Source organism: Staphylococcus sp. FW104-15G4D (genome assembly GCF_058790135.1).
On the sequence record NZ_JBYTCH010000002.1, the window covers coordinates 381,847 to 404,125 of the forward strand.

The following is a 22,279-nucleotide window of genomic DNA, read 5'->3' on the forward strand; positions in this document are numbered from 1 at the left end:
ATTTTTTTGTATAAAAAACACTCCCTCTGTAATAGAGGAAGTGTTTTTAACTATTATTCTTCTGTAGTTTCTGCATCATCTTCTGTTGGAATTTCAGCTTTACGAGATTCTTTTTTGTATTTTTGATACATCAAGAATAATACTAGAACCCAAACTGGAATAAATAGAACTGCTAATCGCGTACTACTATTAATAAGTAAAATAACAAAAATGAAAGCAAAGAATACTAAAATACCATAAGCCGTGTATTTACCACCAGGCATTCTATAATTACTTTCTTTATGTTGCTCAGGATTGTGCTTTAAGTATCCAATATAAGCTACCATAATAACTGCCCAAATTGAAATATTCAACACAGTAGAGAAAGTAGTGATTTGAACGAATACTTTAGTAGCATCTTTAAAAATCGCATTTAATATTACTGCAATGCCTAATAATCCACAAGTAACTAAAATTGCATTGTAAGGAACGCCATTTTTGTTTGTTTTATGTAAAAACGGTGGACCTTGATTTCTTCCAGCTAAGCCAAACATTGTACGGCTATTCGCAAATATACCACTGTTACATGATGAAGCCGCTGCTGTTAGTACAACAAAGTTAATAATACCAGCAGCAAAAGGAATTCCTATTAATCCGAATAATTTAACATAAGGACTTTCTGCAGGATCTAATTTGTCCCAAGGAACTACTGACATAATGACTGCTAATGAACCTATGTAAAAGATTAAAATTCGGAATGGTACGTTATTAATTGCTTGAGGTATTGTTTCATGAGGATTTTTAGTTTCCCCTGCTGTAATACCTATCAATTCAATACCAATAAATGAGAATATTGCCATTTGGAATGACATAAAGAATCCTGAGGCACCATTTGGGAAGAAGCCGCCTTCTTTCCAAATATTAGTTACCGTCGCTGGACCGTAATCCGTCTTCATAGCAAAGATTACCATTACAATACCAACAATAATTAAAGCTAAAATTGTAATAACTTTTATAATAGATAACCAAAATTCAAGTTCACCAAATAATTTGGCACTAAATAAATTCAATGCTACTAATACTAATATTGTAGCTGCTGCAGTAATCCAGTTAGGCATGTCTGGATACCAGAAGTCGACGTATTTGGCTACAGCGGTAACTTCCGCCATACCTGAAATAATCCAAGTTAACCAATAAGTCCAACCAACCATAAATCCTGCCATTGAACCTATGTGATGATGGGCAATGTCACCAAATGACTTGAAACCTAAGTTCGATAAGAGCAATTCTCCCATCGCTCTCATAAACATAAATAATATAAAACCTACTATAATATAAGTAAGTAATATGGATGGTCCTGCTAAATGAATAGAAGCACCTGCGCCCAGGAATAATCCTGTACCAATAGCACCACCAATTGCAATTAATTGGATATGCCTATTGCTTAATTCTCTTTGCAGTTTATCTGCCATAACCTTTCCTTCTCCATTTCATGGAGTATATTTATGACTGAAATCGATATGTAAAATTAGATACCCCTTTTTAATCTAATAAACAATTTTTCTCAAAATCAAATCATTTATTCTTATAAGTTATATAATACCCCAAACAATCAAAAACAATCAAATACTAGAATAATTTGTCTTTTTTATCTTTTCCAATACTTCTAATAATTCCTTTATTATAAACATTTATAACAAATTGAACAATTTCATTAATATTCACCGTTTTATGGTAAATCGTACAACTTCAATATGTATCTGATGAAAGTTGATATTTTTCTTCATAATCACGTCAATTCCTCACAAATTGTGAGAAGTTTTCATTTTTTAAAATCAAACCAAAAGATATAGTAAAAAGCACCATGTACTGAATGAGAATACACGGTGCCTATTTATATATTTTTCACGCTTATTTAACAAACAAGAAAATTAAACTTATGCCCATCAGGATCTTTAAACATTGCTCCATAATACCCTTGTCTTACACCTGGTTTTTCAATAATTGTTCCACCAGCAGGTTCCACTTTCGCTAATAATTCATCAACGTCTTTATTTTCTTTAACACCTAACGAAACCATCACTTCATTAGGGCTTGAATCGACATCTTGATGTGATACAGACTCGAAGTGATTATTTTCTATCAATATCACAATCGTTTGTCCAATTGTAATACCTAACATTTTATCTAGCATTTCTGGATTTTTATTAATTTCAAATCCTAGAGACTTAAAGAACTGTTCGCTACGATCTAAATCTTTTACATTTAGATTAAACCACATTGAATGCATCGTACATGTCACCTCTCATTTATAATTAGACGATTTCAAGTTTAAAATGCCGCTTGAGCAATCCATTGATCAAGTGTTAAGCGCGTGGGATTAAGACGTTCCATTTGTACAAAATCTATAACATAACCTTTATTTTCAAGCCAACTTCTTTCAGCAGTGCCACTCGTAAATTCGCCTTCAATTTCAGTTGGTTTACCTGTTACGGTTGCAAAAGTTTTGACTACTTCATTTAGAGTCAGCTCATCAGAAGCAATTTCTATATCTTGATGATTATATGTTTTAGGATCTTTGAAAAGTGCTGACGCAATTTTAGCAATATCGATAGAAGAAATCATTGAAAATTTCACTTCAGGATTAATAAATTCTGGGATTTTAATTTCTCCATCTGAAACTTTAGTGATTCTTAAGAAGTTATCCATAAAAAACGATGGTTTAATAATTGTAAAATCTAAACGAGATGCTTTTATCTTATTTTCTAATTGTGCTAATGCTTCAAAGTGAGGACCTGTTCTATCACGATTAACACCACCCGCTGTGCTATAAACGACATACTTAACTCCTTGTTCTTCAGCAGTTTCGATAATATGTTTACCTTGCTTTAATTCCTCTTCAACATGGTCTGGAATAATAGGCTGAACGCTATATACTCCATATTGGTCAGCCATCGCTTGAGTCAAGCTTTCTCTATCACTCAAATCGCCCTCAAAAATCTCTAATCGATCATTATGAATTGATGTTAATTTTTCATTATTTTTATTTCTAGTAAACGCACGCACATGCCAACCATCTTCCAATAATTGTTTAACAACAGCATTTCCTTGTTTACCAGTTGAACCAATGACTAATATACTTTTACTCATGTTTATCTCTCCTATTGTAAGAACCAATAATCTTCTTTTTCGCCTTTTAAATAAGTATATTCTTCAGGTGTTTGACCATTTTCTTTAATATTTGAATTTATAATGTCACGAACATCCCAAACGCGATGGATAAATCTTTGTAACTGATTACCAAAGAAACCGCTAGGAGCATTCATGTTTAATACCTTTTCCACTTCTTCAACCGAAATACTCATTTTATTTGCTATGTCTTCAATATTTAAAGTTGAATTATGGAAATGTTCTCGTAATTCTATAGCAGTGATACGTCTTTGCTCTTTATTTAGTGACATATTATAGTGTCCCACTTTCATCTTATTTTTTAATTAGCATTATATTTGAATTCTAAGTAAGTGAGATTTATAATAAACGGAGCATTATCCGTTTGTCAACATTAGCTCATTAAGTAGGTGAATACATTGCGTAAAGATGCTCTTCTAAACCGTCAACGTATCGAGAATAAAGCGATCGAACTATTTAAACAATACGGCGTTGAGACAATCAGTATGAATAGAATTTCTAAAGAACTTGGTATCGGTATGGGAACACTTTATCGGCATTTTAAGGATAAAAGCGATTTGTGTTATCACATTATCGAGCATGATTTCGATGAAATTATTCAAAAAATGAATGATGTAGCTGCTTCATCTAATTCTAAAGAAGAGAAGATGGAACACTCCCTAGATGTTTTTTTGACATTTAAATATGAAAATAGTGATTTATTAAACTGTATTGAGGAAAGTAATAGTAAGTCTCAATTTCATCAAAGCCAATTTTTCTCTGATTTATTTAATTTTTACTATGATTTATTTAAAGATGGCGAGGATGATTCTTGGGCCATATTCAAAACTGATATGTTATTAAAATCACTTTCTACTAAAGCTTATGAAATTCAAAAAAATAAAAGACAACTTTCAAATAATGAAATAAGAGATAACTTAATAAAACTATATTTAAATTAATTGAGGTGTTCATGAATGGAAAAAGTTACGTTAATTACTGGTGGAAATAAAGGTTTAGGTTATGAGACAGCTAAAGAATTAAAAGCGAAAGGCTACAAGGTTTATATAGGATCTAGAAATGAAGAACGTGGTCAACAAGCTTCAAAAGAATTAGGCGTCGACTATGTTCAACTAGATGTAAGTGATGATAAATCAGTTCAACAAGCCTTTGAAACTATTTCAAATAAAGAAGGCCGTGTTGATGTACTTATAAACAATGCCGGTATTTCAGGAGGATTCGCTAAAGTCGCTGATTTTACTGCTAAAGACGTCGAAAAGGTATATAACACAAATGTTTTTGGTATCGTACGCATGATGAATACCTTTATTCCATTATTAGAGAAATCAGAGCAGCCTGTAGTTGTAAATGTGAGTAGCGGATTGGGTTCATTTGGAATGGTTACAAACCCAGATACTGCTGAATCGCAAGTTAATTCACTTGCGTATTGTTCTTCTAAATCAGCGGTCACAATGATGACTGTACAGTATGCTAAAGGCTTACCACACATTCAAATTAATGCAGCAGATCCAGGTTCTACTAATACTGATTTAGTTGGTGATTTCAGTAACAACTCTAAACCTGCTTCAGAAGGTGTAAAACCTATCATAAAACTTGCTACTATTGATAAAAATGGTCCTACAGGAACATTTATTGATGGTAATGGCACAATGCCGTGGTAAATCATTAACAAGTTTGGCCTCATGTTTAACGGGAAAAATTTTCAATGAAATCAATGAAAATTACACATATATAATTAGTTATTAAGATATTTATTATCTTAGGGAGGAAATACACAATGAAAAGTATAAACTTTGAAGAACATTATGTTGTTGAGGATATACAAAAAGAAACAATGAAACATATGACATCTGATCCTAAAGGTGTACCTATGCAAACGATGTTAAAAGGCCTTGAAGAAAAATCTGGTTTTACTGATGCAGATGAAATCAAACATCACGATGCACGTATTCAATTCATGGATAAACATGACGTTGAAATGCAAGTATTATCTTATGGAAATGGCGCCCCTTCCAATCTTGAAGGCGAACGCGCAATTGAATTATGTAAACAAGCAAATGATACGTTAGCACAATATATCAATGAACACCCAGATCGATTTGTAGGATTTGCTACATTACCAATTAATGAACCTAAAGCAGCAGAAGAAGAATTTAAACGATGTGTAAAAGAATTAGGTTTTAAAGGCGCATTAATTATGGGACATCCTAAGAGTGGCTTCCTAGATCAAGATGAATATGATGGCATCTTTGCTGTAGCTGAAGAGTTAAATGTTCCTATTTATTTACACCCTTCTCCAGTTCAAAGCGATGTTTACCAAGCTTATTACAAAGGTAACTACTCAGACGTAACAGCAGCTACATTTGCTTGCTTCGGTTATGGTTGGCACGTAGATGTAGGTATTCATGCCATTCACCTTGTGCTATCAGGTGTATTTGACCGTCACCCTAACCTCAACATGATCATCGGTCACTGGGGCGAATTTGTTCCATTCTTCTTAGAACGTATGGATGATATTTTATTTGCTGACCATCTAGAACATCCTATTAGTTATTATTTCAAAAATAACTTCTATATTACGCCAAGTGGAATGTTAACTAAACCACAATTTGATCTAGTAAAAGCAGAAGTTGGCGTCGACAGAATTTTATATTCAGCAGATTACCCTTATGTTGAACCTGAAAAATTGGGTACATTCTTAGACGAATTAGATTTAACTGAAGAGGAAAAAGAAAAAATCAGCTATAAAAACGGAGCTAAATTATTAGGTCTTGAGTAACACTTACACGAAATATATAAGTGTGTCTTTTCTTTAATACGAAAAATATTTAAATGGAGGTTTCAATGATGGAAACATTAGAATTGCAAGGCGCAAAATTACGTTATCATAAAGTTGGCAATGGACCACTTCTTATTTTAATCCCTGGTGCGAATGGAACTGGTGATATCTACATGCCACTAGCTAAACAATTACAAGAAAAATTTACAGTTGTAGCTGTAGATCGTCGAGGATATGGACAAAGTGAATTAACTGAATCATTACCAGAGGAAGTATCTAACCCAGAGAGTCGTTATCGCGTGAAACGTGATGCACAAGATATTGCTGAATTAGCTAAGTCATTAAGTGACGAACCCGTATATGTTTTAGGCTCAAGTTCAGGTGCTATCGTTGCAATGCATGTCCTAAAAGAACATCCTGATGTTGTGAAGCAAATTGCATTTCATGAACCACCGATTAATACATTCTTACCGAATGCTAAATATTGGCAAGATAAGAATGCTGAAATTATTGATATTGCTGTGAATGAAGGCATGCCTCAAGCTATGAAACTTTTCGGTGAAACATTAAATATTAGTTCTATTGATGCACAATCAATGTCTAAACCTGCTCAAGCAGAAGATGATGCAGAGAGTAAAAAACGTTTTGAAGAAATGTTAGGTTGGTTTAAATATGAAATTCGCCAATACACAGAATCTGATATCTCTTTAGAAGATTTAAATCATCATAAAGATATCATCACATTACTTAATGGGACTGATTCCAAAGGTTCTTTCCCTCAAGAAGTTAACTTCTATATTAAAGATGAAACGGGAATTAATATTGTAGATATCCCTGGTGGTCACTTAGGTTATATACAAAAGCCTGAAGGATTCGCAGAAGTATTACTCAAAATTTGGAACTAATCTTAGCTTAAAGTATTAAAGGGAGTTTATTAAATGTTATTTGAAAGAAATAAACCTTATACTCAAGAAACTTTGTTAGATAAAGAAAACATTTTAGAATTAATTCAATTCGAACGTTTTTGTCGCGATAATGCCTTATGGGATAGCATGAGAACTTGTTTCGCTAAAGACTCACATGTGAACATTTCTTGGTTTAATGGTACTGGAGAAGAATTTGTATCCTCCTCTGAAGCAATGAATCGATACGCGCCACATCAAATTTATAATACACAAATGTGGATTAATAACCATCGTGCTGTAGCAATTATGCAAGCAACAATCCAGTTTCGAGTAGATATTAAAAACGTAGAAATGCAATTGGATTCAGACACTAAAATTATCTACTGTCTTGATAAAGACAATGATGACGTTTGGTATATTTCTAATTTAAGTTGTATTTATGAAAAAGATAAATTAACTCCTGTCATTCCAACGACTATTAATTTACCTAACTCAGAATTTAGTGAATACCGAGAAAGTTATGCTTGTTTATCATATGCGCTCAATGAACTAGGGTATGATGTTAACCATGACTTACCAGGTATAGATAGACCTGATGAAGTTAATAAATACTATCGCCAATTAGATAAATGGTTAACTGAGAAAGATGATGATGAAGAAGAGAAACATTAGAGTTATAAACCAAACTCAAAATAAATAAGTAACGTTTACTCTTATATGCAGAACTGCTGCCTAGTTTTAAAATATCGCAACATTATACAAAATATTTAAAATCACTTATTTCTATAAAGGAAGTTTGCTCAATGAAGAAGATAGATTTACATGCACATTACATTTCACCTGGTTATAGCCAATTTCTTGATGACTATTTTAATGGTGAAGGTGACGGCGTTAAGACGCCCCCATTTTCAGTAGAATCATATTTAGAATTAATGAAGAAGCAAGATATTGAATATGGCGTATTATCGATTTCAAGCCCGCACATTAGCGTTGCACCTGATGACGAGATGTTAAAACTTGCTGAAGAAGTGAACGACTATGCTTCAAATATCGTGCAGGAACATAGCGAACGTATTGGTTTCTTCGCAACATTACCCTTGCCCTTAGTCAATCAGAGTGTTCAATTTATAGATAAAGCATTAGATGAACAGCATGCGTTAGGGTTCACGTTACCAACGAATGCACGTGGCGTATATTTAGGTGATGAGCGTTTAGCACCGATATTTGAAAGATTAAATGAACGTCAAGCAACTGTAGCCATTCATCCTAATGAACCTAAGCCAGCTATTAAAGCGATGAGCGAAGAAGTACCTCCGCCACTTATGGAATTTATCTTTGATACAACTCGTACAATTATTTATATGAGTCAAAAGAATGTATTTAGTAAGTATCCGAATATTAAGTGGATTGTACCTCATTGTGGTGCTTTACTCCCTATAATCGCACAACGCGTAGCGATGGGCAACAAGATGTTTGGATCAGAGAAGCAACCTGATGATTTAGAACAAGTAATGAAAGAACTTTACTTCGATTTGGCCGGTAAGGTTTTACCATATCAATTACCTACTCTATTAGAAATGGTTGATAAAAATAAAATTGTATATGGTTCTGATGCACCATACACAACGGACCAAGTAGTCTCAATGTTAGCGAATGAATTTGAATCTACAGATTTAATTACAATTGATTCAAAAATTCATATGCTTTATGACAATGGCAAATCATTATTAGATAAAATGGAACTTTAATTTATTAAGATATAAAATCACCCCACACAAGCGCTCATATATATCATCATTAGAGCCTGTGTGGGGAATCTTTTTATTTTAAAATTGTATCCATTGAGCGATTAACACTACCTGCGTACATATTACCGAATTTAACTAAATGAACCATCAATAAGTATAATCGATAAAATTCTAATCTTTTTTGTGCACCTTTGGCTAAAGGAAAATGCTTTTCATATTCCTCATAAAAATCTTGAGTAAATCCACCAAAAACCGTCGTAATACCTAAATCGAATTCTCTGTCACCATATAATGGTGCAGGATCAAATAGTGCAGGGCTACCATCAGTTAAAAACATATAGTTACCGCCCCATAAATCACCATGTAATAAAGATGACTTACTTTCATGACTATCAAGTTCATTTACCATCACAGTTCTTACTTCTTCATAGACTTTATTATCTTCTTCATTCCACAACTCTTTACGCATCAATTCATCTCTTAAATGATCCATTCTTCTTTCTATGAAAAGTTCTTTCCAGCTATTAGTCCATGAATTATCAAATGAAATATCTCCGCCTTCATGTGGTAAACTGAAACCAAATTTACCCTCTTTTTGTTGTTGACTATGCATCTTAGCTACAAGCTGACCGAGCTCTCTTTGACTTCCACTTCCACCTTCTTCTAAATAGCTCAAAATAAGATAAGCATCTCCGTTAATTTCACCACTAGCAATCACACGTGGTGCTGTGATACCTGCATTCTCAAATTCATTTAAGCCAGCTATTTCAGCCGCATAGAATGATTCTGGACGATTACGCTGAACAAGTAAAAAGGAGATATCATCCTCAGTAGTTGTAACTTTGAATGCTTCATTAACATCACCACCACTTACTGGTGAGATATCTTTTACTCCGTCTATGGGGAGTTTCTCTTTCCATTCTGCTTTCATACTTTCACCTTCTTAAGAAGTTTGTCGTTATACCTTATTATATTGCCAACTCTCATTATAATTAATCTTTTAAAAGTAATCGGTATATATGAAATAAAACTGACCTAAGAATTAAGTCAAATTTTCAACTTTCACTAATTTAGCTATGAAAATTTTTATTAAAATGCTAGTCTATTAAAGGAATGTATTTCAAATATATTAAATTGAGGATAGTAAGCCTCAAATATAATGAAATAGGAGCGTTAACATGTATAAATTAGTTAAACCTTTATTATTTAAATTAGATCCTGAAAAAGCACATGGTCTTACCATTGATGCATTGAAAATGGTACAAAGAGTTCCGAAAATTTATCCTATCATGGACAAAATTTTTAATTACAATCACCCATCACTCTCTCAAACCATTCATGGCATCAAATTTAATAATCCCATTGGTCTCGCTGCAGGATTCGATAAATCTTGTGAAGTACCTAAAGTATTAGAGCATGTTGGTTTTGGAGCCATAGAATTAGGTGGTATTACCCCTAAACCGCAACCAGGGAATCCTAAACCACGTATGTATCGCTTAATTGAAGATGACGCGTTAATTAATCGTATGGGCTTCAATAATATAGGGATGAATAAAGCACTTAGTCATTTACGCCGTCATGCCTATACGATCCCAGTAGGTTTAAATGTGGGTGTTAATAAGAAGACGTCTTACGAAGACCGTTATCAAGATTATATAAAAGTTATCGATACATTTAAGAATGACGTGACATTCTTCACAGTTAATATCAGCTCACCTAACACTGAGAATTTACAGAATTTCCATGATAAAGATGAATTCACGATGCTTTGCGAAGCGCTCACTACTTTTAAATCTGAAAATGATATCAACGTACCTATATTCTTGAAATTAACTTCAGATATGGAACTTGAAGGATTCAAAAACATCTTACCTTCCATAACTAAGACTTTTGATGGCGTTATACTAGCTAACACGACTCGTCAACGTGACGGTTTAATTTCTAAGAATAAAACTGAAGAAGGCGGATTAAGTGGTAAACCTTTATTCGAACGTAATTTAAAACTCGTTAAATACGCGTATCAACAAACTAAAGGTAAATTCTTAATTATCGGAACTGGTGGAATCTTTAGCTCTGAAGACGCAATTAAAATGTTAAGAAATGGTGCTTCTTTATTACAAATTTATTCTTCTTTAGTCATTGAAGGTCCAGGTTTAACTAAGTCAATGAATAAAGACATTGCTAAATATTTATCTGAAAATGGATATCAAAACGTAAGCGATATTATTGGTTTAGACGCATAAACTTTAAATGATTATAACGCTTTAAAATATTTCAAAAAAATGAACGTTTAGTTAATACTCCTGAAATTTCTTTACTTATAATATTTACGATTTATACTAACGAAAGGTATATGTTTCAAGAATTTAGGAGGCAACAATATGAGTGATGAGAAGAAAGAGACAACATCTCAAACTAACCAACAAACGATTTCTGAAAAGCCCAATCATCAATCTAATGATGACAGAATAGGTTTGAATGGTTACCGTAAAACAGACCTCGATTTAGATATTGAACGTGAACTGCGTGAAATGATGGAATCAGGAGAATCAGAAACAAAGACGGAAAGTAGAAAGTTTAAGATATTCTCACTTATCTCGATGATTGCAATAGCAGGCTTAGCGATTTTTAGATTTATACACAGAATGATATAGTTTTAAAAAAATTATCCCAAATGTAATAAGATAGTATTGTCTTAAATATTATCTGTACATTTGGGATTTTATATTAATTAAAATTGTTGTAAAAATGCCTTTGCTTCTTTATTAATTTGTTTAAAATCAATACCCTGTCTCATTGTAGCAAAGACGCAACCACAATAGCATTGCCTAAAAATATGATAGTCTTTGCACATTTCAATTGAACGTTCGTACCCTTTATTCTTTTTAAAATCACTAGGCAAATATTTAACATTATAAATATTTTGAACATCCATTCCTAGTTCATTAATAAGTTGTGCGTTTTTCTTTGGAGAGAGTGTTATGGCACTTCCAAAATAGTCGTAACCATATTCAACAGCTGCTTGAGCTACAATTTCTAATCGCATTTCAAAGCATGCTGAACATCTCAATCCACCCTCTGGCTCATCAGTTAGCCCTTTCTCTTTAGCCATCTTCATAAATTCATGTGGTTTATATTCTGCTTCAATGTATTCGACATTGCTATTTGTTTTACTATTGAAATCTTTAACAAATTGTTCTTGAACTTTAGCACGTCTTAGATATTCATTCTTAGGATGAATATTTGGGTTCGCAAAGTAAATTGCAATATCAGCATATTGAGTTAAAAATTCTAGAGTATATGTGCTACATGGTGCACAACAACTATGTAATAAGATACGTGGGCGTTCCCCATCACGTTGCCACTGAGATATCATTTTTCTTAGTACTCTATCGTAATTAATCTTCTGGTTTTTCATTTTTGCCAAAATTTTATCCGCTTCAATCATAATAAAACCTCCCTTTAACACACATTTTTATTATATATTAACTTTATTATATAATAACATGATGTATAAAGAGAGGTTGTCTATCATCAAAGTAATAATTACTAAAACAATTTACTTTTTTAATCAACTATACTTGTGTTCATGTTTATTTTTTAACAAACTAGTATTCCTTTTTAAGCTTAACTAAATAGACGCAAAACATAAAGCCACCAAATATTACTCCTGAAATAAGTCCATTCAATAAATGGCCGCTCCAATCAATAGGATCATTCCATAAATAATCTATTATCACACCGATGAGAGTCATGCAAACACCAAAATAAACCATAAATACAACACTCAAGATACCATATCTTCTTATTAATTTCTTATATTCTTTGGGTGAATATGCGACTTCCTCAAAATGTTTATTCTTACCAAAGTTAATGATAAGTATAATATTAAATATAAAGAATACGGCAAATAACACTATCGTATGCATTGTAATTGTATGATGATACATATCAATAATTGTAAAGAATACAATTGTTAGAACTGTAACCAAATAGTTAATAGCAAACATGTTTGCTAGTTTTTGGTTAAGTTCTGACTTTTCTCTTTCATCCTTTTTTGTAGAGGTACTTGTGATCCAATTAAGCATCAAATCATTAAAATTACTCATCTCGTTTCACTCCTCAATATCCTTTGTTAATGTCAAATATATATGACAATATTGGAAATGTCAAATATAGACGACACTTTTATATAATCATAATATTAGAATTATTAAAATTATATAGTAAGATTGCGTTAGAAAGATATTTCATAAAAAGGGGTTAAAATATATGACACAATTACATCCATATTTATCATTTGATAAAGCAAAAGATGCACTTGAATACTATGAAGACGTCTTTGGAGCAACTAATGTAAACAGATTAGCAGTAGGCGAAGAACAAGCTGAAAATTTTGGTTTAACAAAAGAACAAGGTGAAGAAGCAACGATGCATGCAGAATTTGAGATTTTAGGTGTTAAAATCTTATGTTCTGATTCTTTTGGACGTGTAGATAATATAAATAATGGTATTTCTTTATTAATTGATTTTGATACTAATGATAAAACAGATACTGAACGTGTTGAGAATTTCTACAATAAAATTAAAGATCACGAATCTATCAACATTGAAATGCCATTAGAAGAGCAATTCTGGGGCGGTAAAATGGGAACTTTTACCGATAAATATGGTGTGCGTTGGATGCTTAACGGCCAAGATTATTCTCAAATGAATTAATCATATTCATGCAAATTAAAAAAGTGGCACATCTCTTACAAACTTCACAATGTAGAGATGTGTCACTTTTTATCTATATTATATTAAATTCCCTTTTCTCGTCTTATAAGTGTTGCTGGACCATTATTAACGATTTCATAAAAATGTTGAATCAATTCCTCTTTTGAAATTCTATTTTCATCCTCAACCCAATGACGTATTAAAGATAAACCAGCGCCTGAGACATAACTCATAAAATACGGAAATGGAATATCTCCGATTTTATCATTATCGTTAACTACATGATTCAAGTGCCCAGTTAATAGTTCGTATAATTTTTCATGTAAATTGGACTCTTTACCTAAGTTTAACATAAGTTTATAGAAATCTAGATGTTCTCCTATACTATTAATCACAAAATCCATTGTCTCTCTTAACTGGCTTTCTGAAATTTTCAGTTCGTCATCATTCTTACTACTCTCGAGAAAACTTCTAATTTCATCAATTTTCTCATTTTCCATCTTATCTAATAAGTCATATTTATCTATAAAGTGAGTATAAAATGTACTTCTATTTACGTCTGCTAAATCAGATATTTCTTGAATTGTAATTTCTTCAAAACGCTTCTTTTCTAATAATGTAATGAGGGCATCTTTAATTGCAGTTTGTGTTTTTCTTACTCTTCTATCATGAGACATCTTGTCACCTTCTTTTTATCTCTTTCCACAATTATAAGCATTCTGTTGGGTTTTAGACAAACTTAAGAAAATGATTATTGTTAATTATAAACACGCTTAGTAAGATGAAAGTGTATTGAAAACCATTCTCAATAAAAGGAGGTCACATTAATGAATCATTTATTAGGTAATCCAGAATTAAATGTAACTGATGTTAATGATGTTCATAAAGGGCTCAATTATATCGTTGTAGATAGCGTCCAATATGGTAATCAAGAGATGATAATGGAAAAAGATGTAGAAGTTATCATGAAAGACGGTGAAACTCTATATTTAAATATTTTTAGACCTAATAAGGAAGGTCGTTTTCCAGTTGTCATGTCAGCAGACACATATGGTAAAGATAACAAACCTAAAATCACTAACATGGGGGCAAAATGGCCTACCTTAGGTAATATAGCAACATCTAGTTTTACACCTGAGGAATCCCCTGATCCTGGATTTTGGGTACCAAATGAGTATGTAGTAGTCAAAGTAGCACTGAGAGGTAGTTCAGGTTCAAATGGCATTCTATCACCTTGGTCAAAACGTGAAGCTAAAGATTATTATGAAGTCATTGAATGGGCGTCACAACAAGAATGGTCCAACGGTAATGTTGGAACGAATGGAGTCTCTTATTTAGCAGTGACTCAATGGTGGGTAGCCTCCCTCAATCCTCCTCACTTAAAAGCTATGATTCCTTGGGAAGGATTAAATGATATGTATAGAGAGGTCGCTTTTCATGGCGGAATTCCTGATACAGGATTTTTCCGTTTTTGGATTAAAGGCATTTTCGCTAGATGGCCAAATAATCCAAATATTGAAGGTTTAATTCAAGCTCAAAAAGATCACACACTTTTTGATAGCTATTGGAAAGCACATCAAGTACCTCTTCCTCAAATTCGAATTCCGTTATTTACTTGTGCCAGTTGGTCTACACAAGGTTTACACAATCGTGGTACATTTGAAGGCTTTAAACAAGCAAGCTCAGTTAATAAATGGTTATATGTTCATGGTCGAAAAGAGTGGGAAAGCTATTATGCGCGTGAAAATTTAGAGAAGCAAAAGTTATTCTTTGATTATTACCTTAAAAAAGAGGACAACGATTGGAAAGATACCCCAACTGTGACTTATGAAGTCCGTGAGAAGTTCTATCAAGGACATTATCGTGAAGCATCTGATTTCCCTATACCTAATACACAATATACAGCTCTATATCTAGACGGAGAGAATCATTCCCTCAATTTAGATAAACCAAAACAAACTCATGTTTCACACTATCACTCTGAAAAAGATAATGAGTCACTACGTTTCACATATACATTTTCTGAAGATACAGAGTTAACTGGAAATATGAATTTAAAACTATGGGTTTCTTCTAACGAAGCAGATGATATGGAGATATTCGCAGGTATTAAAAAATTAGATAGACAAGGTAATGAAGTTAATTTCCCTGACTTCAACCATATTGAACAAGGACAAGTTGCTACAGGTTGGTTAAGAGTATCTCACCGTAAATTAGATGATGAAAAATCTACTATTATACAACCATGGCATAAACACGAACAAGAATTAAAATTGAAAAAAGGCGAGATTGTACCAATTGAAATAGAAATTTTACCTTCAAGTACTTACTTTAAACAAGGTGAAACGCTCGTTGTAGTTATAAAAGGAAATGAAATTATTAAAGGCACTAGCTCTCCTGGTTTAAGTACACGTTATGAACATCATGAAACAGTTAATAAAGGACATCACTATATTCATACTGGTGCTAACTATGATTCTCAATTAATTATCCCAATTATACCTCAATAAATAAAAAAGCTTTAGGAAGTTAAGACAATTTTATGCCCAAGCTTCCTAAAGCTCATCTTTTAAAAATTATTTTAGTAATTAAATTCCTTCATAGACTCCTGATGAAATGTAGTTGTTGTCAGAGTCTGTTTTATATATAAATTTAATTGGAGTGTTAATACGGTATGTATAAACAAGTTTCCCTTTATTATTCTTTACCTTTACGATATTTTCACCGCTACTTTGGTAGGGTTGCAGCTCAAAAGAATAATCTTTACTTTCAAATTTATCATTTTCATACTTCTTAATGATATTTATCGCTTCTGTTTGCGTTAAGTCAGCCTTCACTCTTTTCTCAGTATTATCTTCTTTATCTTCTTTATCCTCATCTTCTTTACTTTTATGATCTTCAGATGTACCTTTGTCGCCATCGTCCCTATCTTTCTTTTCTTTGTCATCTTTATCAGAGCCACTAGAGTCATCAGACTCATTAGATTCATCTTCGTATTTATTGATTTCTTCACTATTAAAAGATAGTTCGATTGTCTTATACTCTTCAGTTCCTTCCGGCAATCCTACACGTTCACTATTTGTCTTAACTGTATGTTTTCCAATTTTTCCCTCTAAATGAACCATAATATTATCATTTGAATTGTATGGTCCATATACTTTATTTTCATCGAAACGTTCATCAACTTTATTATTAATAAACAACTTAATATCATTTACTTTATAAGTATGATTAGGCTTAATCATAAAGCGTTTTTCTTTAAAATTCTCCTTAACGATAGAACGTGCTGGTGTCATTAAAATAGTTATATTACCCTTGAATGTTTGATTACCAACTTGTTTTTTGGCATCGAGTTGATAATTACCAAGTGGAAATGTGCCTACTTCAACGGATTCATCCTTTTTTAAATTGATAGTATGAGTTTGACCATTGTAATCATAATTAATTTTCCCATCATCATGTGAATACATTGCTATAGAATATTTAGGAATATTAAACGTGTAATGGTCAAACACTCCAAAACGTTTACCATTTTTCTCTATTTTAATAATTGCTAATTGATTGATACTTATTGTATGCGTCTTAGCTTTAGACGTCTTCAAATTTTTCAGACTATCTTTTAAATCTTGAGAAAGTTCATTTAATTTTCCTTCATTTTTTAAAAATCGAAGATATGCATGTGCTTGATTATCATTAAGCTTCTTTCCATCAGAAGTGAGTAATTTAGAAAGTTGACGATGGTCTTCTTTCTTAAGTGCATCTGAAATTTGATCCACACTTTGTTCTGGAGACAGTTGATGCTTTAAAAATATGAACACACTTATTAAAGTAATGGCGATGACTGCTACTAAAATTGAAATAATAATTAATGGTTTATTCGGTTTCTTAAATTGATAAGCATCACTATAACGCCCTGGGGGATAAGGTAGACGTACATCATTTCTAGACATAGACTGTTCAGAGTATCCTGTAGGTTTACCACAACGTGTACATACTTTATGATTGGGATTTAATGGGTTTCCACAATATTTACAAAATCTCAATTAAATCACTCTTCCGAACAATCTACTTAAGTCTTGCATTACTACACTTTCAATCACGTTTTCCCCAAAGATTAAAGCTATGATGGCTAAAGCAAATATCAAAATAATCACGCCGTAAACACCTGAAATTCTAGTTTCATACAATGAACTATATTTCCCGAGGATATACGCGGGTGATATTGTAAAAAATAGATACATAACAATAATAATAAGTGCCGCAAATTTATATGAATTTAATGCAAAAATTATTCCTGAGAAAATTAATAAAGCTACTGTAAACGTATTGATGATTACATAATCTGATAATAATTTATTGAACTTGATTTCAGGAATAACTGTTAATCTTACCACCGCATATGTAATTCCAATATGAATTGCTAAGATAATAGCTAAACTTAAAACAAATCTAAGTAAGATATCTTCTTTTTGTATTTCAAATAAACCTACTTGACTCGGAATAAGCATAGTAGTAAATAAACTTATCAACAGTAGTCCTGCAACAATAAGAGTAATCAGTATTCTAAAACTAAATGTTTGATTATCTTTAATAACTTGATCTGGTCGTTTAAAAGCATTAATAAAAAATTCTTTTAATTCATTAAGAAAATCTTTCTCATTTGTACGTGCCTGTTCAAATGTTTGATTAACAGGATGATGTGTATCATTTTGATTGACTACAGATTGATTAATATTTTGATGATGATTAACATCCGTAAGTGTTGATTGTACATGCTCCTTAGTTTCTTTAGTTCGTTTATCTAATGTCTCTTTATTTGTAGTTTCTGATGATGTTATCCCAGTAGTTTCTGTAGTAACAGATTGAAGCTTAGTACCACAGTTACCGCAAAAGACGTCTTCTGGTTGAATATTCTGGCCACATTTAGGACAATTCATAGATGTTTGGACCTCCACTATTAAGATATTTTAGATTATATACCATATTTATATTGTTATCTATATAATTTTATATTTATATAATAATATTAGTTTTATCCTAGTTTTTAATATAAAAATTGCCGAGCTACTCATTAGTAACTCAGCAATAATCTTTCATATATCTTTAAGTTTTAGGTATTGCTTTTTTATGGCACAATCGAGTTCTCTTTCTCATGTATCATTTCTATAATTTCATTGTACTCATTCATAACTGCTACTTTGGGTGAATGATTTTTAACTTCTTTTTCATTTAATTGTGCATAAGTCATTATAATGACGATATCACCCACTTCTACTAAACGAGAAGCTGCACCATTTAGACAAATTTTACCGCTTCCACGTTCTCCAGCAATAACATATGTTTCAAATCTGGCACCATTATTATTATTCACAATAGCGACCTTTTCATTAGGTAAAATATCCACCGCATCTAAGATATTCGAATCTATCGTAATACTACCTACATAATTTAAGTTTGACTCCGTGACCCTCGCTCTATGAATCTTAGAATTCATCATCGTTCTTATCATTATTTGCCCTCTCCAATAATCATATTATCTATCAAACGTGCTTTTGAAAATTTAACTGCTAATGAAATAAAAACTTGTCCGCTCATCCATTTCTGTTCAACTAATTCTGGATAACTGTAGATAGCTACTTCATCAACGTGTCCACTAGTATTGTTGTTTAAATAAGAAGTAATACTTTGAATGATGACACAACTTTGTCTCTCACCTTTTTCATATAAATCACGTGCAATTTGCAAACTTTTATTTAAATGAATAGCTTCTTTTCGTTCTTCTTGAGTTAAGTATACATTTCTAGAACTCTTAGCTAACCCATCCTCTTCACGTACAATATCGACACCAACAATTTGAATAGGATGATTAAAATCTTTAACCATTTTTTCAATTATTGCTAACTGTTGCGCATCCTTTTTCCCAAAATAAGCATAATCAGGACTAACGATATTAAATAGTTTATTTACTACTGTGACTACTCCTTCGAAGTGCCCTGGTCGTTGTGCACCTTCAAGCACTTCAGCTAAACGTCCTACCTTAAGCGTAATATCTAACTGATCAGGGTACATTTCCTCCACACTAGGATAAAAGACGTAATCAACATTAATACTTTCTACAGCTTTAACATCCTGGTCAATTTGACGTGGATATGCATCAAAATCTTCGTTAGGTCCAAATTGTAAAGGATTAACAAATATACTAATGACTGTTACATCATTGTTCTCAACTGACATACGCATCATTTTCAAGTGACCATCATGTAATGCTCCCATTGTAGGTATAAAGCCTATTGTCTTCCCTTGAGAACGGTATGACTTCACAATCTCTTGCATATCATTAATAGTTGTAACGATTTTAGTCATTGATGTCGACCTCGCTCATAATCTTTTTCCTATAAGTGTGAGCTTCTGAAGGGAATTCACCTGACTTCACTTCATTATCATATTGTTTTAAACCATCCACACCAACTGAAAAGTCAGCATATTGTTTTACAAATTTGGCCTGTCGATCTATACCATAATTCAACAGATCATGGTAAACCAATACCTGACCGTCAGTCTCTTTCCCAGCGCCAATGCCAATCACTGGTATCGTTAATTGTTGGCTAATGACTTGAGCTAAATCACTTGGAATTGCTTCTAATACTAGAAGCACTGCGCCTGCTTCTTGCATAGCTTTTGCATCTTCAATCAGTTGTACTGCCGCTTCCTTCGTTCCCCCTTGTAATTTATATCCCATCACACCAACACTTTGTGGTGTAAGTCCTAAATGAGAAACAATGGGAATACCCATACGTGTTGCTTTTTGAATAAATGAAACAAGATGTGCACCTTCTACTTTTAAAGCATTCGCCTGTGTTGCTTGATAAAGTTTAAGTGCATATTTCAAATCATCTTCATCACATACACCTACAGTCCCTATAGGCATATCAACAACTACAAATGTGTTAGGTGCGCCCCTTCTCACAGCCTTTCCATGATGAATCATATCTTCAACGGTCACTTGAACTGTACTTTCGTATCCTAATACGGTCATTCCAAGTGAATCTCCAACTAAGATCATGTCAATCCTAGCTTGTTCTGCTTGCTTTGCACTCGGAAAATCATAAGCTGTTACCATAGAAATTTTAGTTTGCTCGTCTTTCATCTTTATCAATTGACTTAATGTTTTCAATTCATTTCAACCTCAATTTCCTTTATTATTAGCAATAGTATAATGAATTGCACCAAGAAAGGAAAGAATTATATTATGACAATTGCCGTTATTGGTCCAGGGGCTGTTGGAACAACGATTGCTGCTGAATTAAAAGCTGCCTTACCTGATACACAACTCATTGGTCGCCATAATAAAACAATGACCTATTTCCCGGAAAATACTTCTCAAGCACAAAACATTGATGTTGTTTCATACGATAACACGCATCATTCATTCGATGTCATAATCATCGCTGTTAAAACACATCAACTTCAAAACGTCATTAAGCAATTACCAACTATAGCCCATAAAGATTCACTTATAATCTTAGCCCAAAATGGTTATGGTCAATCACAACATATTCCTCACCAACATGTTTATCAAGCTGTTGTCTATATTAGTGGTCAAAAAAGAAACGATAAAATCACTCACTTTCGTGATTATCGCTTACATCTACAAGACTCATCAGATACTCGTAAGTTAAAACAGCAGCTTTCTTCTTCTAAGATTGAACTTATTTTAGAAAGTGATATCCAAAACAAAATTTGGTATAAACTTCTTGTTAACTTGGGAATTAATTCAATTACTGCTATAGGGCATCAACCCGCTAAAATATTACAATCAACACACATGAAAGAAATATGTCGTTCTATTCTTAACGATGGGTTACAAGTTGCTCAATCAGAGGGGATTCATTTTCCAGATCAGACAATCGATGACATTATGAAGATTTATCAAGGTTATCCTGATGAAATGGGAACAAGTATGTATTATGATGTTTTAAATCAGCAACCCTTAGAGGTTGAAGCTATTCAGGGGTATATCTATCAAAAGGCTAGATTTCATAAACTTAACACGCCTTATCTAGATACAGTTTATACTTTCTTAAAGGCTTATCATCTTAAATTTATAGAAACCAAAGATTTATAATTGAATATCAATTCATAAAAAAATCCCAAAAGCGACATTATCTATCGCCTTTGGGATTAACTTTTGTTATTCAGCTTCTCTAATTTCATCTTCAATATCTTGATAGTCAATTTCAGCGTCAGTAAATGATTTCGCATCTACTGGGAAGTGTTGTTCAAACGTTTCAAAGTTTTGAATCTCTACATTAACATTATCTACTTCAAAATCTAATATGTGACCACCAAAGTCGCGATCATCATTAGCAAAGTGAATGTGGAATCCTGCTGAACCCACCCCATGGAACAATTCTGGTGTGAAGAATCCAACAATAGAACCTTTGATATTTTCACGTGTTTCTTCAGGTTGTCTACGTGCTGAATCAATAAGACGTGTATAAGGTGGTTCTTGACCAGGCATCATACGTACATGCATTTTTTTAAATGTACCTGAAATTTTCACAGCAGAAAACATATTTTCGCTTGTCATCTCTTTTTTAACTTCATCAAAAACATCGTCTTGATTTTTATCTGAAATACTGAAATTTTTGTCTGCCTTAAACTGAGTGACTGTAGCATATGGTGTCATTTCATCGCCAGTTAATTCAATAAATTCTTTATGTTCATTTGCATGGTAAGCTTTACCATCTATAAAAATGACCTCACCATTTGAACCTGTAAGTGTCCCAATACCTAAATCCCCATGTTCTAGTAACTCATTAACTGAAGCAGTTCCTTCTAATAAACCTGCCATCAAAGTTCCTAGCGTTCCGTGTTGGTACAATACATTAGTCATATTACTTTTCACTCCTATTAATATTCATTTCTTATTACTTTAAGAAACGCAAACTAAAGATGAC

General features: G+C 32.6%; 25 protein-coding genes. 11 read left to right on the top strand and 14 right to left on the bottom strand.

Annotation, left to right across the window (positions count from 1 at the left end):
- Positions 1-53 precede the first annotated feature (53 nt).
- The 4 genes from AC3WQX_RS08250 to AC3WQX_RS08265 form a co-directional block, all read right to left on the bottom strand.
- Entirely contained in the window at positions 54-1,451 is a 1,398-nt protein-coding gene (locus AC3WQX_RS08250) for an amino acid permease (RefSeq protein WP_002432730.1), read from the bottom strand.
- Positions 1,452-1,894: 443 nt separating this feature from the next.
- Complete coding sequence (locus tag AC3WQX_RS08255; protein ID WP_002432575.1) at positions 1,895-2,269, bottom strand: VOC family protein; 375 nt, start codon at positions 2,267-2,269, stop codon at positions 1,895-1,897.
- A 41-nt stretch (positions 2,270-2,310) separates the two neighbouring features.
- Positions 2,311-3,129: an NmrA/HSCARG family protein gene (locus AC3WQX_RS08260; protein WP_492740048.1), complete on the bottom strand. Its 819-nt coding sequence runs from the start codon at positions 3,127-3,129 to the stop codon at positions 2,311-2,313.
- Positions 3,130-3,140: 11 nt separating this feature from the next.
- A complete protein-coding gene (locus AC3WQX_RS08265; RefSeq protein WP_002432863.1) occupies positions 3,141-3,440 on the bottom strand; it encodes a DUF2316 family protein in 300 nt (99 codons plus the stop codon).
- A 126-nt stretch (positions 3,441-3,566) separates the two neighbouring features.
- Here AC3WQX_RS08265 and AC3WQX_RS08270 point away from each other — a divergent pair, with 126 nt between their 5' ends.
- The 6 genes from AC3WQX_RS08270 to AC3WQX_RS08295 all read left to right on the top strand — a co-directional run bounded on the left by AC3WQX_RS08270 (position 3,567) and on the right by AC3WQX_RS08295 (position 8,600).
- Entirely contained in the window at positions 3,567-4,109 is a 543-nt protein-coding gene (locus AC3WQX_RS08270; protein WP_002432343.1) for a TetR/AcrR family transcriptional regulator, read from the top strand.
- A 15-nt stretch (positions 4,110-4,124) separates the two neighbouring features.
- Positions 4,125-4,829, top strand: a complete 705-nt coding sequence (locus AC3WQX_RS08275; protein WP_030058710.1) for an SDR family NAD(P)-dependent oxidoreductase — start codon at positions 4,125-4,127, stop codon at positions 4,827-4,829.
- Positions 4,830-4,945: 116 nt separating this feature from the next.
- Positions 4,946-5,947, top strand: a complete 1,002-nt coding sequence (locus AC3WQX_RS08280; RefSeq protein ID WP_002432761.1) for an amidohydrolase family protein — start codon at positions 4,946-4,948, stop codon at positions 5,945-5,947.
- A 68-nt stretch (positions 5,948-6,015) separates the two neighbouring features.
- The gene (locus AC3WQX_RS08285; protein ID WP_023351087.1) at positions 6,016-6,852 is read left to right on the top strand and encodes an alpha/beta fold hydrolase; all 837 of its coding nucleotides are present in this window, start codon (positions 6,016-6,018) and stop codon (positions 6,850-6,852) included.
- Between the two features lie 33 nt (positions 6,853-6,885).
- Positions 6,886-7,524: a nuclear transport factor 2 family protein gene (locus tag AC3WQX_RS08290; RefSeq protein ID WP_030058708.1), complete on the top strand. Its 639-nt coding sequence runs from the start codon at positions 6,886-6,888 to the stop codon at positions 7,522-7,524.
- 131 nt (positions 7,525-7,655) lie between these two features.
- Positions 7,656-8,600, top strand: coding sequence for an amidohydrolase family protein (locus AC3WQX_RS08295; protein ID WP_030058707.1), 945 nt, complete (start codon positions 7,656-7,658; stop codon positions 8,598-8,600).
- A 73-nt stretch (positions 8,601-8,673) separates the two neighbouring features.
- Here the strand turns inward: AC3WQX_RS08295 and AC3WQX_RS08300 are convergent, their stop codons facing one another.
- Complete coding sequence (locus AC3WQX_RS08300) at positions 8,674-9,531, bottom strand: fructosamine kinase family protein (RefSeq protein ID WP_023351084.1); 858 nt, start codon at positions 9,529-9,531, stop codon at positions 8,674-8,676.
- A gap of 247 nt (positions 9,532-9,778) precedes the next feature.
- Between AC3WQX_RS08300 and AC3WQX_RS08305 the strand changes: the two genes are divergently transcribed.
- Together AC3WQX_RS08305 and AC3WQX_RS08310 are read left to right on the top strand one after the other, a co-directional pair.
- The gene (locus AC3WQX_RS08305) at positions 9,779-10,843 is read left to right on the top strand and encodes a quinone-dependent dihydroorotate dehydrogenase (protein WP_213667895.1); all 1,065 of its coding nucleotides are present in this window, start codon (positions 9,779-9,781) and stop codon (positions 10,841-10,843) included.
- Positions 10,844-10,981: 138 nt separating this feature from the next.
- On the top strand, positions 10,982-11,254 hold the full coding sequence (locus AC3WQX_RS08310; RefSeq protein WP_002432954.1) for a hypothetical protein: 273 nt from the start codon (positions 10,982-10,984) through the stop codon (positions 11,252-11,254).
- 77 nt (positions 11,255-11,331) lie between these two features.
- Here AC3WQX_RS08310 and AC3WQX_RS08315 read toward each other — a convergent pair whose 3' ends face one another.
- Positions 11,332-12,048 (bottom strand): epoxyqueuosine reductase QueH, encoded by a 717-nt coding sequence (locus AC3WQX_RS08315; protein ID WP_049427826.1) that lies wholly within the window; start codon positions 12,046-12,048, stop codon positions 11,332-11,334.
- A 160-nt stretch (positions 12,049-12,208) separates the two neighbouring features.
- Positions 12,209-12,709 carry a hypothetical protein gene (locus AC3WQX_RS08320; protein ID WP_049427824.1) on the bottom strand — a complete coding sequence of 167 codons (501 nt, stop codon included), beginning with the start codon at positions 12,707-12,709 and terminating at the stop codon, positions 12,209-12,211.
- Between the two features lie 163 nt (positions 12,710-12,872).
- On the opposite strand from AC3WQX_RS08320, the gene AC3WQX_RS08325 reads away from it, so the two are divergent.
- Positions 12,873-13,319, top strand: coding sequence for a VOC family protein (locus tag AC3WQX_RS08325; protein WP_002432211.1), 447 nt, complete (start codon positions 12,873-12,875; stop codon positions 13,317-13,319).
- Between the two features lie 83 nt (positions 13,320-13,402).
- Here AC3WQX_RS08325 and AC3WQX_RS08330 read toward each other — a convergent pair whose 3' ends face one another.
- Complete coding sequence (locus tag AC3WQX_RS08330; RefSeq protein WP_492740051.1) at positions 13,403-13,996, bottom strand: TetR/AcrR family transcriptional regulator; 594 nt, start codon at positions 13,994-13,996, stop codon at positions 13,403-13,405.
- Positions 13,997-14,146: 150 nt separating this feature from the next.
- Here AC3WQX_RS08330 and AC3WQX_RS08335 point away from each other — a divergent pair, with 150 nt between their 5' ends.
- A complete protein-coding gene (locus tag AC3WQX_RS08335; protein ID WP_064212216.1) occupies positions 14,147-15,829 on the top strand; it encodes a CocE/NonD family hydrolase in 1,683 nt (560 codons plus the stop codon).
- A gap of 78 nt (positions 15,830-15,907) precedes the next feature.
- Here AC3WQX_RS08335 and AC3WQX_RS08340 read toward each other — a convergent pair whose 3' ends face one another.
- From AC3WQX_RS08340 to panB, 5 genes are all read right to left on the bottom strand, one after another.
- Positions 15,908-17,362, bottom strand: coding sequence for a TcaA second domain-containing protein (locus tag AC3WQX_RS08340; protein WP_030059093.1), 1,455 nt, complete (start codon positions 17,360-17,362; stop codon positions 15,908-15,910).
- Positions 17,363-18,256 (bottom strand): zinc ribbon domain-containing protein, encoded by an 894-nt coding sequence (locus AC3WQX_RS08345; protein WP_492740052.1) that lies wholly within the window; start codon positions 18,254-18,256, stop codon positions 17,363-17,365.
- 188 nt (positions 18,257-18,444) lie between these two features.
- The gene (gene panD / locus AC3WQX_RS08350; RefSeq protein ID WP_030059091.1) at positions 18,445-18,828 is read right to left on the bottom strand and encodes an aspartate 1-decarboxylase; all 384 of its coding nucleotides are present in this window, start codon (positions 18,826-18,828) and stop codon (positions 18,445-18,447) included.
- Positions 18,828-19,682 (bottom strand): pantoate--beta-alanine ligase, encoded by an 855-nt coding sequence (gene panC, locus AC3WQX_RS08355; RefSeq protein ID WP_002432476.1) that lies wholly within the window; start codon positions 19,680-19,682, stop codon positions 18,828-18,830. The genes panD and panC overlap by 1 nt, the downstream gene beginning before the upstream one ends.
- Positions 19,675-20,493, bottom strand: a complete 819-nt coding sequence (panB, locus tag AC3WQX_RS08360) for a 3-methyl-2-oxobutanoate hydroxymethyltransferase (protein WP_030059089.1) — start codon at positions 20,491-20,493, stop codon at positions 19,675-19,677. Before panB ends, panC begins: the two co-directional genes overlap by 8 nt.
- A gap of 75 nt (positions 20,494-20,568) precedes the next feature.
- Here panB and AC3WQX_RS08365 point away from each other — a divergent pair, with 75 nt between their 5' ends.
- Entirely contained in the window at positions 20,569-21,444 is an 876-nt protein-coding gene (locus tag AC3WQX_RS08365) for an oxidoreductase (RefSeq protein WP_049427820.1), read from the top strand.
- 66 nt (positions 21,445-21,510) lie between these two features.
- Here AC3WQX_RS08365 and budA read toward each other — a convergent pair whose 3' ends face one another.
- Positions 21,511-22,215 (bottom strand): acetolactate decarboxylase, encoded by a 705-nt coding sequence (gene budA, locus AC3WQX_RS08370; RefSeq protein WP_002432571.1) that lies wholly within the window; start codon positions 22,213-22,215, stop codon positions 21,511-21,513.
- Between the last annotated feature and the right edge of the window lie 64 nt (positions 22,216-22,279).